Source organism: Halalkalicoccus jeotgali B3, assembly GCF_000196895.1.
Taxonomy (GTDB): Archaea; Halobacteriota; Halobacteria; order Halobacteriales; family Halalkalicoccaceae; genus Halalkalicoccus; species Halalkalicoccus jeotgali.
The window spans coordinates 531,213-546,028 of record NC_014297.1 but is presented as its reverse complement, the minus strand read 5'-3'; the positions used below and the strand labels follow the sequence as shown (position 1 = coordinate 546,028).

The following is a 14,816-nucleotide window of genomic DNA, read 5'->3' as shown; positions in this document are numbered from 1 at the left end:
CTACTCATTGAGCAAGATGTAGCGTACAGTCACTTCCATATTTTCTATTCAATCTCGGGGGTATAGAACGGTGGGACAAGTTTGTTTATCAATTTCGCACGCGATATTATAAGTCTATATCATTAAATGTCGATTATAACGTATGCTGAGCCCGACTTCCCCGTTTCCATAGACCTCGATATTGTTCAGTTGTAGTACTGCCCAGTACCGTCCAGCTGGGTTTTGTGGCTGGATGCCGTGTCGGTAATGGTTTCGTGATATTATGTTGTGGGCTCGGATGTTGTTCGACTCTGGGATGTTAAGGCCATAGTAGCTCCCGTTCTGGACAATCGCATTTCGGATCTCGGACCCATCCGTATCTCCCAACCGAACAACCGAAAGGGATGCCTGTCCTCCTGGTTGCGAGGTTCCGTCCCACGTCCCTCCGTCGATAACTATATTGTCTACACTTATCGATCCAAACTTGTAATCTGAGCCTTCCTTAAAAAATTGGAATGGCATCAGTAGTCACCTCCGGACGGACGGGCGGTCTACGATGTGATAATGTATCCATGCACGGTGAGGGTGAATCAACTGCTAGATCGCTCTTCAGAATGTAATCAACGCCGCCTCTGTAGCATCGAATGGATAAGAATAATGCCCTCCGTTCCTTCTAAAAAAACAAGACAATGGATCATGAATTCTTTTCGGATAGTTCTAATAGACGCTTTACGCTGACCGCAACGGTTATCGCAGTCGTGGCTCCTGTTGTCGGAATCGGTGCCATCGTTCTTGCGTATCTGTTCGGATTGCCGGGATATGCTGTTATTGGGTCATACCTTGCGGTCCCTCTCGTCCTTGCGTCTATCTTCTATGTGCTGGCCTCATACCAACCAACGAGGGGCCACTCACGGGAGATGAACTCCACGTTGCTTCTTTGTCTGTTCCTCGTTCCAATGGCCCTCGCTATCTCGTGGATGGCAATTGCGGGCTCTCGAAACTACTTCGTGTATGCGGTCTTTGCGTTTGCTGGTCTCTCCATCTTCTTGCAGATAACTCATGTGAATGGGTCGGACGCGCTGGTATTGTCTCAGGTGTCCGTTCTGTCACTGACGATCATCTGGAGTGTCTCCTTGTTGCCGTACTATTATGTTGGCGGTACGGATATCATCCCCCACGCTTGGTGGATCAAACAGCTTAACAGGGGTGTACCGCTCGGTAATATTTATGGAAGTTATCAAGACCTGTATGGGATGTACCCTCTCTGGCACATCCTCGGATCGGTAGTCGCCGACATCACAGGCATCGAGCTGCGGCCACAACGACTGATCGCAGTTATCTCGGGGATTATCTATGCTTCGGCAACCCCGCTGCTGTATTCAGTCGCGTACCGGGTATCTGGAGATAGACGGATTGCATTACTGACTCCACTATTTGCTGCATTCAACCCAGAGTTCATCTATTATGGCACATACAGTATCTCTCGGAGTATTACTGGTATTCTCTTAGTCGTGTTTTTCTGGACGCTCGTCTACTACTCATACACCCACAACAACCGCTCGATCACACTATTGGGTCTGACGATCGTGGCGATCGTGACCTACCACGCAGCGTCCATTCCGTTCATCGTCCTGATCGTTGCGATGTATGCGGCTCTCTGGTTCATCTATGCATCCGTGGATGGGTTCCAACGTGCTTTTCCAGTCTCGACATTAGTCGGGGCAGCGCTGTTTGTGGCCGCGTACTGGATTTACTCAAGCCCGTTTGTTCTCCAAACGTTAGTCGGATTTTTGCTATCGCCGCCGAGTGCAAGCGGTGGCGGTGGTGGTGCCCAAGACCTTGTTGAACCGTTGGTCAGTCTGCTAAACTATGCATCGTATGCGCCACTCGTCTTTTTTGCGGTCCTCGGCACGATGGTTATTCTCTCCGATGATCGATCGTCCATCCGACTCATCATTATAGCGCTGCTCGGGACTACACTACTCGGACTCACCGTTCCCGGCCCGACAACGCTCATCCCCGCCGCGGGTGCCCTCAACTTCGATCGATGGGGGATCTACTCCGTCATGTTCGTCTCAATTGCCGTCGCGGTTGGTGTCGTCCGACTCCTCGATTCTACCCCAGCACACATTACCTACGGCGTGCTGATCGGTGCCGTACTCTTCTTGTCGTTTTTTGGAGCAGTATCGGCCGATATCGTCGCGACAGACCAGCCTCTCGCCACCACGACAACTCACACCAAATACCTAACCGAGCAAGAGGTTTCGTCGGCGGAGACGCTAACAACGTACTCCGACGCCCCAATCCCGTCGGATTTCGTCGTCTCTCGGTATATCGAGTTCTCGGATTCGAATGGACAACATGGCCGAATTCATGTTACAGAGGATGGGCAACTCGCGGACCATCCTCCTGGATCAATACTGCTCATCCGGGCTGGCGAATTAGAGGACCGGCCGTTGAAAGTCATGACGACTGACCAAGATTTCAATCCAGATGCCGGCCACAACTCCCGATACGGAGCCGAATCAGATGTTTGGAACGGCCTTGATAATCGGTCAAAGGTCTACGATTCCGGCGAGAACTTCGGGTATTATGAGGGTAATTCTAGTGACTCCGAGGACGCTACTGGCTCTGATACCGATCTGTCTGATATGGCTGGTCTGTGAGTAGATGGCGCGTGCGATGCCGATTGGGAGCATAATGGCGCCCGAAACTATCAACATAATCTAGGAGACCAGCAGCCACCGCTACAATAAAATCGGAATTGACTGCACCTCCGCGATTGCCAACAAGAGCGCTGCGACTATTAGTGCGCCAATGATTTTAACGGGTATCTCGATTCGGTCCCATATCTCGTGCAGTTCATGATACATATTTTCTCTAAATACTATAAACCAACAGCTCATATTTTAATGTCACTGATTTAATATAATATCTGACATGTTTCGATCCGGAGCTTTGTGAGAATGGGATCGAAAGTATCTGTGATGATCCATTGGCTCGTTCCATCAAAAACAACCCCCCGTTGCCGTCGAGAGACCGCTCTATTTCTGTCGTGTGTTCGGTATCATCCCCCGACCAATTCCCATCAATGAGATCGGTCACACTGCTCGATACGATTTTCCGCAGATTGTACACTCCCCCGCCTGAGGACATGATGAGACGCCACTCGTCGTCCATAGTATCTCGGCAAAAGTCAAAGACGAAACCCGCCTTAATGGGTCACCAGAAATCCAGTTGAACCGCTACATCCCAGTTGAGATGGGGGTATCTGTTATGAGGGTCCCTCCCGAAGGGATGACGAGTTCGTCATTCTCGATAGAGGCGTCATCGGACCAATCCGGCTAGTAATTGGTCCACTGCGGCCCATCCTCAATCCGATTAGTCACGGACCCGCCGCGGAAGTCATCGTAGATATATAATTCAAGGAGTTCGCCGATGATTGTATTATTCAAATACTCAACGTATTCATCGTGGTATCATTGGTCTAAAATAAGACCATCAAAGCGCCCCGTGCGCTTCCTCTAATAACAACTTCTGGATTGGTGAAATAATTCTCTCCAACTGCGCCCACCCGCTTGGTCGGCTTCTTAATGAGATCTCTATCTCGGGCACTACCGGTACGTTGAGTCACGTATAACCACAGCGATCTGGGTGTCGGATCCATTCAAGAGGGGTCCACTTGGCACGATCCATCCTGCTGTGACGGCTGTCCGTTCATCGATGAATGTACGTTGATCTATAGTCGATCCAAATGAGCACCATCAACATTCCTGTTCGAGAGAGTCACTTATTCACGAGGATCGCTGCGAGTGGCCGGGGAAGGTTACGATAGCTTTTCTTTCGTTGACCCTCCTAGCCGATAAATAACAAAACATTGACTATAATGCCAATCCAGAGATACATATGCCTACGACCAGTTCTGGCAAACGGATTCGACGATCGACACAACTATTCCGACCACTAGTGAAAAATCCTAGAATATTTATAAAATATCAACAATAATAGTGCTGTAAATCTTTAAGGCATCAAGCTACTCCTCTGACCATCGGTTAAATATATAAATATTTAATACGTTAAACTATCTAATATCATACTGAGAAGAATATTAACAGCTGTGACATAGATTCTGGAGTAGACAAAAATGAAAGTTATATGTGCGTATTTCAATTGTAGATACATGATACAGTTACGACCGACTAAATTTTCATCTTCGCTAACCACTCAACGATGAGTTACCATCGTATTCTGATTCGACGCTGGTCTCAACGGGATCGGCTTGCCATTGTAATGGTTGCACTGACTGTTGCGTTTCTCACCGGCAGTACGTTGCTTATCGTTGCCGCTAGTGCACAGCCGATCGGTCTTGCTGATGAGCTACGATCTTCTGGAACGGCAACGGTTACAGAAGATGCACCCGAAGACGCACTAACGCTGCCGATTGCAACAGCAACAAGAGAAGATGGAACAGACGTTACCGTCATTGGCATCCCAGCTAACGCACCCTCATCGTGGAATGTTCCATCACCACCCGATAGTGGGTTCCTCCATGGAGAAGGCAACGCTACCACTATTCAGTTAGAGGGTACAGACGGATCCGTTGCAGCGGCCGTTGAGAGCCAAGACGAGAGGTACCTTTTTCCGCCTAATTGGTATATAACAACACCTGAGACGGTCGCTGAACTTGGGACAACCGAAACTCTCGTTCTGACTGATAGCGGGAATCAGGTTCCCACAATAGGTGTTCCGCTGCGGGCAGCGCTAGGCTTTTTCCTCACCGGTCAATCACAGCTGCTTTCGCTTATGGGAGCCGTTGTTAGTGGCGGCGCAGTCCTCGTTGCGGTTACGGTCTATAGCGTCACCCGAATGAGCGTTCGTGATCGTCTCGCAACGATCCGGACAGCACGATCAACGGGGGCAACACCTCGAACCATCCTTGGCACATTTGCGCTCCGTGCAGCCATCCTAACTACGGTTGGTGTTCTGCTTGGGTATGCTCTTGGTGTTATTCTTCCAAATGCAGTGCTCTCGGCAGCTATCTACCTCGGTTTTCCGGCGGCTCTCGACCTTGGTGCAACCACCCAAGCTCTCTTTATTCTCATCCCAGCCTATCTCGGTCTGATTCTTATCGGTGCAGTCGCAGGTGCAGTTGCTGCTTGGTCAGCAGTCCGTGACCTGCCTGCTCAACTCTCAACAGCGATTGAAGGCCGAAATCAATCTGGGCTCGTGTTGCTCGATTGGCGAACGTTTGTACCAGCAACGGCGACACTCTCAGTGTTCATGTCGGTTCTGTTCGTGATTTCGGCTCTCACATTGACTGCTGCACCAGTTGCGACGACTACCGGCTCAACGATTTCCGAGCCAGGCACCGCTCACCCCCTTAACAGTCAAGTACCCATGGAATATACCAACGCACTCCAGGCTGATGGGGTCAATGCTAGCGCTGAGGTCATGGGATTTGCCGTTGTTGATGGTCAACCGTTTCTTACACGAGGCGTTGAGTACGAATCGTTTGCGAGCGTCACTGATGCAGAACTCAAGGAAGGACGTATGCATACCTCACCCAATGAAGCTATTGTAGGAGCCTCATTGGCGCGATCACTTGATGTGGAGATAGGCGAAACGCTGGTTCTCGGCGGTAGTGTTGAAGAAGGAGTCTCCCGCGTTACTGTCGTCGGCGTCTATACGGCACCAGGTGCACACGAAGATCAGCTATTGCTTTCTCTTCCTACTGCGCAACATCTCGCTGGCCTAAGTAATGACGAGGTCAATCTGATTCGTACCGACGAAGCCATTGAGGGGTCAGAGGCCTCTTCCTCGGTAACAGTTCTCGATATCTCAGCACCGGAGCGCGCTGTCGCAAATGATACAGTCGATGTCGACGTCACCCTCCGAAACCACGGCACCACCGAACGGTCCCATACAGTGACCGCATCGCTTGAAGACGAACAAACTGAACAAGAGGTCACGCTTGGAGGTGGGGAGCAACAGACAGTGCAGCTTTCCCTCCCGACTGCTGGCCCTGGCGATAGAGCGATAGAAGTCAACGGAGAAGCGTCTCAATCGATCACGATCGTTGATCCAGAGACACCTCGACTACGTGGTATTCCAGCAGAGGCACCTCCAGGCAGCGAACCACTTGTTGAAGTCCAGACAGTCACCAATGAGTCACTCGCAAATACAGCCGTTGCGATCGATGACACCACTGTCGAGACTGATTCAGATGGTCGTGTCCGGCTTCCAGTCGGCTCAACTGGTACCCGTGAGGTTCGAGTTGCAACCGAGAATGGGACGGCAACAGCGCCTATCGAGGTTACGGCCGATGCCGACCGTGAACCTGTCGTTTCTACAGATGTTGTACCGAAATCGACAACAGCACTTACTGCACCTGAAGTCAGGACCACCGTCTACAATCCGTGGAACGAACCGATCGAAACATCGATTCGTATCATTGGCCCCGGGACGACTACTGAAGAACAAATCCAACTCGAGACTGGTGAACGAACTGAATATCAAACCTCGCTCTCTCGTCAACCTCCAGGAACATACGATGTCCAGGTAGAACTGTCGGGCACTGTTCGTGCAGAGACGAGCTATGAGGTTTCAGGCGACGAACGCGCTGCTATGGCACTTGCGAGTAGCGGCTATACAAACGATAGTAGCGGTCTCGACCAAGCTATCGAAGCGGCTGTCGGCAACATCACGCTTCTCTTGGTGGCGTTAGGTGGATTGGCAGCGTCTATGACTATCGGAGGCCTTTCAGCGGCGATGACACGGGCAGTTCATTCTCGTCGACAAGCAATTGGTATTCATCGAGCCGTTGGGGCCGGTCCCTATGCTGTTCTCCAAATCGTACTACGGGATGCGTTTATTATCGGTTCGCTTGGTTCCATTGGAGCTCTCATTGTCTCACTGCTCGTCATGCAGTTATTGGATGTTCTCGGATTGATGACGATCTACGGAATTCACATTCCAACACTCCCACCAGTTCGAGTAGTGCTGCTTACACTCGTGATCGGACTCGGGTTAACACTCTGTAGTGCGACGATCGCTGTCGGTTCATTACTGTATCGCTCCCCTGCTGCCGTACTAACAGGTGACAATCGAGTTCCAACTAGAGGTGAGATTCGTGAGAGATAATCGCGACTACTGGCGATATACGCTTGCTGTGCTTTCAGTACTCGCAATTGGCATAGCAATTAGACTTTCACCCCTCTACTGGACGCCCCTGCCATTCAACCCGGACGGGTTTGTCTTTGCTGATATTGCTCGTGACTCGTTGGCAGCAGGATCTGTTCCGAGTCCGGATGACCATCGGTCAATGGCGTTACCTCGTTATGTCTTTGTACTACTCCTGGTCACCCTGAGCCAAATAACTGACATCCAGCCGATTTGGCTTGCTCAACCGATCATTGCGGTTATCGGAACGATCCCTGCTTTGGTCGCGATGGGGCTTGTACGCAAGTTCGGCATTGAATTCGGGTGGCCCCCCCGACGTGTACTTGTTGCTGGTACACTTGCAGGGATCGTCCTCGCGACTGAAGGGCTCTATCTGCGACGAACCGTAGCGGTTAGCTATGAAGTCCTCGGGTTGTTATTTATTCCCTTAGTTATTCTCTGTCTGCATCGGTTCTTCGAGTCTTCACGTTGGTCTTGGCTCAGTGCAGCAGGAGTGTTACTGCTTGCGTTGCCAGCGACACACCATATCAGTACGATGATCGCTGCAGTTACACTTACAGTCTTGGTTAGTATCTGGGCTATTCAGCGTCCGACGCGACTCCCCCTCACTACAGGAGCCATTGTCCTATTTGGATTCTGGATCTATCTGCTATCGTATTATGCACGAGCTCCTCCAGAGAATTCTGGAGTAATCACATCTAACCCCTCCTTGATAATTGCATGGATTATCGTAATCGCTAGTTTGGCATACTGGATCCGAACCGCAAAGCCGGTTTTGAGCCGAGGAGCGATCGCTTCTGTCAATCTGTTCGGTTTCGGTGTTCTTGCTTTGAATACGATCCAGCCGGTGTTTCCCGGTCTGTCTACGACACCACCATTGTTGCTTGCGTTAGTTGCACCTCTGCTGCTGCTCGTTCTTCTTACGATTTGGGGGATCCCCGTTGTAGTTCGATCAGACCAAGGACCACTTATTCTCGCTCTCTTAGTGGCACCGCTTGCCTTTATCGGGATCGGTCTGACTGCTGGATTATCACCACAATACGACATACTCGTACGACGTACACAGACGTTCGTTCATTTCGGGACAATCGTCGTGGCCGTGATTGCAGCATTTGTGCTATACGATCATATGGACGACTGGCCACAGTCATTCGGTACGGCAATTAAAGTCGGCCTGCCGATCGCACTGATCCTCGTTGCAGTCACTACAATACCGATCGCATTCATCGGACTTGAGGCACTGTCGTACCAAAGTACCACAACGGAGGCTGAATTCTCAACAGCGACGTTCGCTTCGACAACCATCCCTGAACCGTGGACTGGCGATGATCATATTACTCGGATCGAAGGTAACTACTATGGTTCCGAACACAACGCCGGTACAGAACCGGTTTACAATTGGCTCCAGGGTGGAAATCCACCTGCTTGTACGACAGTTGCAGAAAATTCGTGGACAACAGTCGGTGCTCAATTCTATCCGGCTCCGCCTGAACAGCTGTCTGATAACCAATACGCTGACTGGCAAGCGAACAATAATTTGGTGTACATGAGTGGTTCTGGCGATGACCAACTTGTGATTGTTACCCCACCGGGTGGGTCCACAGAAGGTTGTTAATCCTCTCAAATACCTTCTGCTGGCGTTCTCAATTGAAATCACCTAACTACCAACAAATCGATACATAAAAGCGGATAATTGAAATTGATCGAAGGACCAGTCTCATTCTACTTAATTATTTTCGCTATTACGAGGATCATTTATTAGCTCATAGACACCCGTGTCAAGAATATTATCTATGTGACCGTGCTCGGTAAGCCGCTTAAGACGTTGGTTTACGTATTGCCGGCTCACTGTTTCACGGGTGCCTTTTCGTTCTAAGAGGCGTTTGATTAATGTTGGCGTCGCTCGTCCCTCTTGAAGGCAATCTAATATTTCGTTATCAAGATCGTTGAGGTCAGTAGGGGACAGGCCCATCTTTTCTATCTTGAGTATCAGTATTCACAATAGTAACTATTCGTGCTCAGATTCGCAGTCTTATTACTTTGTATGCTTCTAATGTTTGCTGACTATAAGAGTTTACAACAGCAATAGATTGAAGTAGTAGCACTGTATAACCGATGGTAGAAGCGTGAAGCGCCACAGAAGGCCTGTGGCCGCGTGCTTGGACACGCGACCGCGCTTCTCTAGAGGAGAAGCAATGAACACTAGCTACTCACCATCAGAAAACAGTATCGGCTCACCAACCAGCTCCAATCAGTATATCAGCGGTCCGCACTACGAACCCCCAACGATTTCGAACGCGACTACCTACTGGCGCTGTCAATCGTGTTCTCGTGAATCCATCTACGAGCAGGATCTCTACCGGAGTGAATTCCACGCGCCTGACTGTGAGGTGTGCCAGGAATGCTGATCAATGCACCCGCTGAACAGCTCTTCGCTGATTTCCCGACCGTTGAAACGCGCTGTCAGTACTGTAAAAGTACGCTTCGCGAGGGCGACCGAGTCACTGCCTACGCAGTCCGGTATGCCGGCGATGACGAGTGGGTCGTCCCGCGCCTCTACTGTCGGGATTGTCTATCAACCATTACTGAGCCGACGCTCGGAGCGACTGAACTACTAGTCACGGGACGACTCGGCTGTTTGATGGACACTGCGACCCAGCAATCTTCTCTCACACTGCTCGGTATTGAACGAATTACGAAGAGCGCCTCGGGGGAAGGTTATGCCACGCTCTAAGGAGTCGGCCGACGAACCCATCGACGCCCGTCTCGAACGGCTCGAGCGTGAGATGCTTAGGACGGACTCCCTTGAAATGGCCGCGATCCGCCGGCTCCTTCATGGGTTGAGTAATATCTCCACTGAGTCCGATCCTATCACGAAAGTCGATGCAATCGTTGACCGAATTGAGGAGCTCGAAACCGAGATTCAGCATCTCCGGGCCCAACTGCGTGCCCAGCGCACCCAGCAAAAGGGTTCCAAGAAAGAGCGCGCCAAACGCCTCGCGCGTACCGAAATACTGCGTCAGATCGAACAGACCACGAACCCGATCGGCGAGGGTGGTGCTGTCGACGTGCCCACTATGATCACGATGGGCCATGGACTCGGAATCGACTTTACCCACAAGACGGTCGGCGACGCGTTTCAGGCACTCGCGACCGAATGGGACGCCTTCGAACTCCAAGATGGGAGTGGCACGAAGGAAGGTGCGAACAAACGATTGGTTGCCACTGCTGATGCGATTTCCGATGCACTCTGGGACGTCTACCGAGCCGAGACCGGCGAGAAAGCAACTGGAGAAGACACTGTCGTTGAAAGTAGCGAGCACGCGATCGAGGTGCGCTGAGATGGATGTTTTTCAGCCCGTTGTTCCACCGCCCTTGTACTAGATAGCTATTTGTCTTGTACTGTGGTCTAGAATAAACGGTCGAATAGCGGTGGGTGTATTACCTCGCAGGGCTTCGCATGAAGGCCAAGAGGTGGACGTGGCCTCTTTTTCACTACTTTCGACGAAAGTAGTCCTCTCAAGAAATCGAGTCTTCTGTTTCACGCTTCGTAGCGTATGCTAACTTCTGCAGTGGCGTCTTCTGATGAAGGCTTGATCTGGATTCCAGAAAGAGAGACATGGTGTGCGTAATGATCACAACCAGTATCAGTGAATACATGATCCTCGCCGAAGAACCTGGAACCAATGTGGCCATGGGGACACGCTGCAGTCGGCTATTTGCTCTATGCTGCCTACACACGCGTTCGCTATGACCGTCCACCGGACGGGCCGGCGATAATACTGCTGCTGTTCGGCACACAACTTCCTGACTTGATCGACAAGCCGCTGGCGTGGACCCTGCCTATATTGCCCACGGGACGCTCGCTTGGCCATTCCCTGCTCTTTCTTGTCCCGCTCGTACTCGTCGTAGCCGCCGTTACCCGTGACTGGGACGGGAAGTGGGACATTCCGCTCGCGATCGGTGCTTTTTCACACATCGCTGGTGACATCTTTCCAGCCCTAATCCGCGGTGAGTTTGCCTCTATTACCTTTCTCGTCTGGCCATTGCTGCCGCTACCGCCGTATCCTGAACAAGATCGATCGATCATCGGACACTTCCTTTCGCTGGACCTGACATCGATGGTGGCCTTTGAGTTTATCCTCGGGTTCGTCGTGGTCATTCTCTGGTGGCGACAGGGTCGACCCGGCCTTCAGACGATGCGAGACGGAGTGGTCAGCGCGTGGAGCCGTTGAGATGAGGGAGGGTCGATCGATTCGACACGCCTAGAGTAGACACAGGACTACCTAGAAGATGAGCTGAATCAGCTAGAGGAACTGTCGACATTCCACCGCGATTACATTAGAGCACGGACTCGCGATCGGGTTTTACCTTTACTACAACACCGTTGGTAGTGCATCTGGATCCAGTTGGACAGTTATCACAGTCCCATCTCGTCAAGTAGATCCTCGTCTTCAAGTGATACCCTTCGCACAGCAAGCGTGCTATCGGCCAGATGTCGCTCCATGTTGATCGACCGATTGATCTCTGCTCTGATCTTCCGTTCCTCGGCGAATTCTCCTTGCTCGTCGAGAATTTCTGCCAGCTGGTGTAGTCGCCGGCGATTGTCACGAAGTTCGGCAAGCAAGGAGATCCCCTGAACGTCGCGGTAGACATCCAGTTTGTATAGCCACTTATCGATATTCTTGATGTCCTCCTCTACCGTGTCCGGATCCACCTCGAATTCATCCGCGACTGTTTCAACCACTTCGGTGTATGTCTGATCCTCATACGTGAGGAGTTTCCAGATTCGCTGTCGGCGTTCCCGTTCTTCTGTGTTCATCCCGAAATCAGTAATCTCCAGTAGTTGTTTCAGCTAGCCTCGATAAAGAGAGGATATAGTACTATAAATAATTAACATCACTACAATCGAGGTTCGACTCGAATACTAGCACTCGATGGACACAATTCTGCTGATCGATAGTACTTCACACAATGAGCGCAATCGATTCATTGAGCGACTTTCATACCGCTTCCCCGCTGGCCCGGTTCATGCTTCTGTTATAATAGCGACCCGTTCAGCGATCGAGACGCAGAACACACCGGGTAGTACATTACTCGAGTACAGAGGCAGCTGTATCAAGTCCAATAGGACGGCCGTTCTCCCACTTGACGGCTGCAACTACGTCTGGAAGCGCTGCGAGTCTCTGCGCAACGACGTCGAGCGGGTGTGAATCGATGAACTGGGCCGGGTGATGAGTCACAGCTGTTGAGCCATCGTTCACTTGCAGGTGAACTGGTCCGAGATCGTCGTAGGTATCATCCTGATGCCAGCCGACGAGCAGGCTTCGCTTCGGCTCGATCCAGTTGAACCAGTAGTACTCGTATGGCTCTCCGGTCTGCAGTTGAACTCCAATCTCGATACGAGCTGTCGTCGCTGGGTACCGGTCGGTGCTGAGAAACTGTCGTGGATCAACGTCAGCGACAACCCGGTACGGGCCAGCTTCGCGCGGTTCGGCACGCCGTCGACGAACGGTGTTGAACTCACCGCTGAGTCTATTCCGGATTCGGTCGTGGAGTCGCTTGCTCTGCAAACTCGCCCGGTTTGCAAGGAAGACAACCATCAGGCGAGCGTCGAAGGAGAGTCAGTTCGCGGTGAAGAGAGTTCAACGACATCGTCATATAACTGGAGAGCGTGTTTCACAAGCCCACGTTCGGTGTTGAGTGACTCCCACGTAGCGATCACGTTCCGGCGCTCACGAAGCTCCTCAGCCGAGAACTCCTCCGCAGCGAATTGCTCTCGGAACTCGGTAAGCGACTCGACGTTGAATTCTGTCGCCAGCTGGTCCTGTTCTTTCGTAAGCTCGGCAAGTTGACTCTCTAACTCGTCACGCGAATGCGCCTCGATCAGGTCTGTCACCTCGTCGAAGAGCATCCGCACCGGGTTCAGATCGTACGCTTTCGTCCCATCGATAGTCGTTTCGGTAACCCAGTCGTCACTCGCCAGTCGCTGGAGTTCATCGTCGGCCGTCGTCCGCGAGACGTCCGCCCGGTCTGCAATCTCCTGCACTGGCGTCGGCTCTTCGAGGAGTTCTACGACGTGCCGAACACGCTCACGGCCGCTCATCGTCTCTCTCCACGATTCTGGCTTCGATTCAGCCATCTGTACTGACGCTTGGACCGCGCGATACAAATAATTTGGCTCGATTCAAATATTCAACCGGGGAGGATGTCAAGTGAATATCGCGGCGTCATATGTACGGTAGTGGAGCGAGTACCAGACGAAGATTTTCTTTGAACGTGCTGCACTCATGTCATACTACTCTGGCTCGATTTAGGATCTATATACGGTGAACGGCTATGAACACGACTCACGACACAGAGACTCAACGAAAGAGCCTGTCGACACGCGAGTCACAAGCATTGTCACGGATCCTGTGGGCGATCGACACGACTCCCGACGGCGACAACCTACGGTTTCCCCTAAACCGAGTCATCTTCAGCTGGACTCCGTTTTGTAGAACCGGACACCACGGGTCCGCGTTGGGGCCCTACTCGTTCCAGAACGCCTGGATCCGTTCGTCGAGACGAGTAAGTACGGCGGCAACTACGTCTCGCCACTCGTCTGGATAGTCCTCATCCTCGCCTGGCGTCGGTGCATCCGGGAGCGGATGGAAGTGCTCGCGAGTGTTGTGGTCGTTCGGGTGGCGGTCCCAACGACACTCCCATGCGGACCCCGTCCGGTATTGCTCGGCGTAATGGACGCTGAAGTCGTCGGTCTCGAACCATCGGATTCGAAGAGACGCACGTGTGACCCCGCTAGGAACGTACCCGAGGTCATAATCCGCGACGACAGCGTTCGGCGCATACGCGGGGCGTGCTTGGAGTCGTCGAAGCGAGCGCTTCTGGAAAGGTGCGCGGCAATCCGGTCGAGAATTTCAGCATCGATGGGACCGGTACTGGGCGGGTCAGCCGAATTGTCAGACATCGATGTGACCGGGGGTGCTACCGAAGGCTGGGTGGTCACGCCGCGCCGCATCGAGGAGAGACGCTCTTCGTTCGAGCGTTTTCCACTCGGAGAGTGTTTTCCACGCGTCTTCGGTTGCCATGTCTTGACTGGCTTCGACGAGGGAGACGGCGTCAGGATCGTCTGCGTCGAATTGTTCTCTGTACTTTTCTATCTGATCGATGGTGTCTGAAAGCGCCTCGACGATCTCTCGTTCGGAGTAGTCCTCGCGGATGCGGTCGATGCGTCGCCACTGGAAGTACGCGTCGTTGCGCTCGTATCGGACAGGGCGACCATCGTGACAGTGAACCAGTCCCATCTCGTTGAACCACTTCATGTAGTTGCGGGCAGTTTCGGTGTCACAGTCAGCACGGTCAGCGATGTCGGAAACCTTCGTGGGGGTTCGAAGGCCGGTGACGGCGTCGAAGAGTCGCTCGCGGATCGAACCTCCCTTGAGCAGTACATCAGGCGACTCCAATTCGTCGAGATTCGGTGGAGATTCGTCGCCGATGTACGCGTCGTCGGGACTGTCAGTGATATCCATTCGTAACGTCTCCGTGCCGACGCTACCACATGGAGCGATATATACCTAGTATCCATTGAATTATTTCTGTTTCAATGTTCGGCGCTCTGAGCGCATTCGGAAGAAATCCTGAATTCAGTCGGGGGATCA

10 protein-coding genes and 1 pseudogene are annotated in these 14,816 nt (G+C 52.0%); 5 read left to right on the top strand and 6 right to left on the bottom strand.

The features are described from left to right. Positions 1–114 precede the first annotated feature (114 nt). Positions 115–501: a hypothetical protein gene (locus tag HACJB3_RS18655; protein ID WP_238532801.1), complete on the bottom strand. Its 387-nt coding sequence runs from the start codon at positions 499–501 to the stop codon at positions 115–117. Between the two features lie 167 nt (positions 502–668). Between HACJB3_RS18655 and HACJB3_RS02675 the strand changes: the two genes are divergently transcribed. The 5 genes from HACJB3_RS02675 to HACJB3_RS02660 all read left to right on the top strand — a co-directional run bounded on the left by HACJB3_RS02675 (position 669) and on the right by HACJB3_RS02660 (position 11,393). Next, positions 669–2,645 (top strand): hypothetical protein, encoded by a 1,977-nt coding sequence (locus HACJB3_RS02675; RefSeq protein WP_008418221.1) that lies wholly within the window; start codon positions 669–671, stop codon positions 2,643–2,645. Between the two features lie 1,624 nt (positions 2,646–4,269). Further along, a complete protein-coding gene (locus HACJB3_RS18650; protein ID WP_238532800.1) occupies positions 4,270–7,119 on the top strand; it encodes an ABC transporter permease in 2,850 nt (949 codons plus the stop codon). Continuing rightward, positions 7,076–8,773 (top strand): sodium/phosphate symporter, encoded by a 1,698-nt coding sequence (locus HACJB3_RS19530; RefSeq protein WP_148258222.1) that lies wholly within the window; start codon positions 7,076–7,078, stop codon positions 8,771–8,773. Before HACJB3_RS18650 ends, HACJB3_RS19530 begins: the two co-directional genes overlap by 44 nt. A 1,105-nt stretch (positions 8,774–9,878) precedes the next feature. Next, positions 9,879–10,499 (top strand): hypothetical protein, encoded by a 621-nt coding sequence (locus tag HACJB3_RS02665; RefSeq protein ID WP_008418230.1) that lies wholly within the window; start codon positions 9,879–9,881, stop codon positions 10,497–10,499. Positions 10,500–10,844: 345 nt separating this feature from the next. Further along, on the top strand, positions 10,845–11,393 hold the full coding sequence (locus tag HACJB3_RS02660; RefSeq protein ID WP_008418231.1) for a metal-dependent hydrolase: 549 nt from the start codon (positions 10,845–10,847) through the stop codon (positions 11,391–11,393). 185 nt (positions 11,394–11,578) lie between these two features. Here the strand turns inward: HACJB3_RS02660 and HACJB3_RS02655 are convergent, their stop codons facing one another. From HACJB3_RS02655 to HACJB3_RS02640, 5 genes and pseudogenes are all read right to left on the bottom strand, one after another. Next, positions 11,579–11,980 (bottom strand): PqqD family peptide modification chaperone, encoded by a 402-nt coding sequence (locus tag HACJB3_RS02655; protein ID WP_008418233.1) that lies wholly within the window; start codon positions 11,978–11,980, stop codon positions 11,579–11,581. Between the two features lie 271 nt (positions 11,981–12,251). Further along, entirely contained in the window at positions 12,252–12,761 is a 510-nt protein-coding gene (locus HACJB3_RS02650) for a hypothetical protein (RefSeq protein WP_008418235.1), read from the bottom strand. Further along, positions 12,761–13,264: a winged helix-turn-helix domain-containing protein gene (locus HACJB3_RS18635; protein WP_008418236.1), complete on the bottom strand. Its 504-nt coding sequence runs from the start codon at positions 13,262–13,264 to the stop codon at positions 12,761–12,763. Before HACJB3_RS18635 ends, HACJB3_RS02650 begins: the two co-directional genes overlap by 1 nt. Positions 13,265–13,688: 424 nt before the next feature. Further along, positions 13,689–14,125: pseudogene (locus tag HACJB3_RS21205) on the bottom strand (hypothetical protein). After that, entirely contained in the window at positions 14,118–14,687 is a 570-nt protein-coding gene (locus HACJB3_RS02640; RefSeq protein WP_008418238.1) for a DUF7342 family protein, read from the bottom strand. Before HACJB3_RS02640 ends, HACJB3_RS21205 begins: the two are co-directional and overlap by 8 nt. Positions 14,688–14,816 lie beyond the last annotated feature (129 nt).